Genomic DNA, 405 nt, shown 5'->3' with positions numbered 1-405 from the left:
GCCATATAGCGCGTCATAGCGCGGTTGATGAGGTGGAAGATGCCTGCGTCGGCATCGTGCAGCGTGTTGTCGAGGTCGAACAGCCACACGGTCGGGTTTTCTTGCATTTTGAACCGTGAAAATTTGTTAGAATGTTATTTTACAGCGAATAAAGGAAGACTCGGAATGAAACGGAAAATTTGGCTGCTGCCGCTGCTGGCGGTTTCGGCATACCTGCAGGCGCAGACGGAAGTCAGGCTGGCGGTGCATAAGTCGTTCAGCCTGCCCAAAGGGCTGATTGCGCGCTTCGAGCGGGCAAACGATGCGAAAGTGTCGATTATTCAGGCGGGCGGCGCGAACGAAATGCTCAACAAACTGATTTTGAGCCGAGCCAACCCGATTGCCGATGCGGTGTACGGTTTGGAC

The 405-nt window shown here is 54.1% G+C and carries 1 protein-coding gene; it reads left to right on the top strand.

The features are described 5' to 3' along the window. Window positions 1-165: 165 nt before the first annotated feature. Window positions 166-405 (top strand): hypothetical protein (locus HW452_RS17385; protein WP_224107343.1); only part of this gene is annotated, 240 nt, incomplete at its 3' end.

This window comes from Vreelandella aquamarina (assembly GCF_020075495.1).
GTDB lineage: Bacteria > Pseudomonadota > Gammaproteobacteria > Pseudomonadales > Halomonadaceae > Vreelandella > Vreelandella aquamarina_A.
The sequence above is the reverse complement of the archived record's forward strand: the minus strand, read 5'-3'. Positions and strand labels throughout refer to the sequence as shown.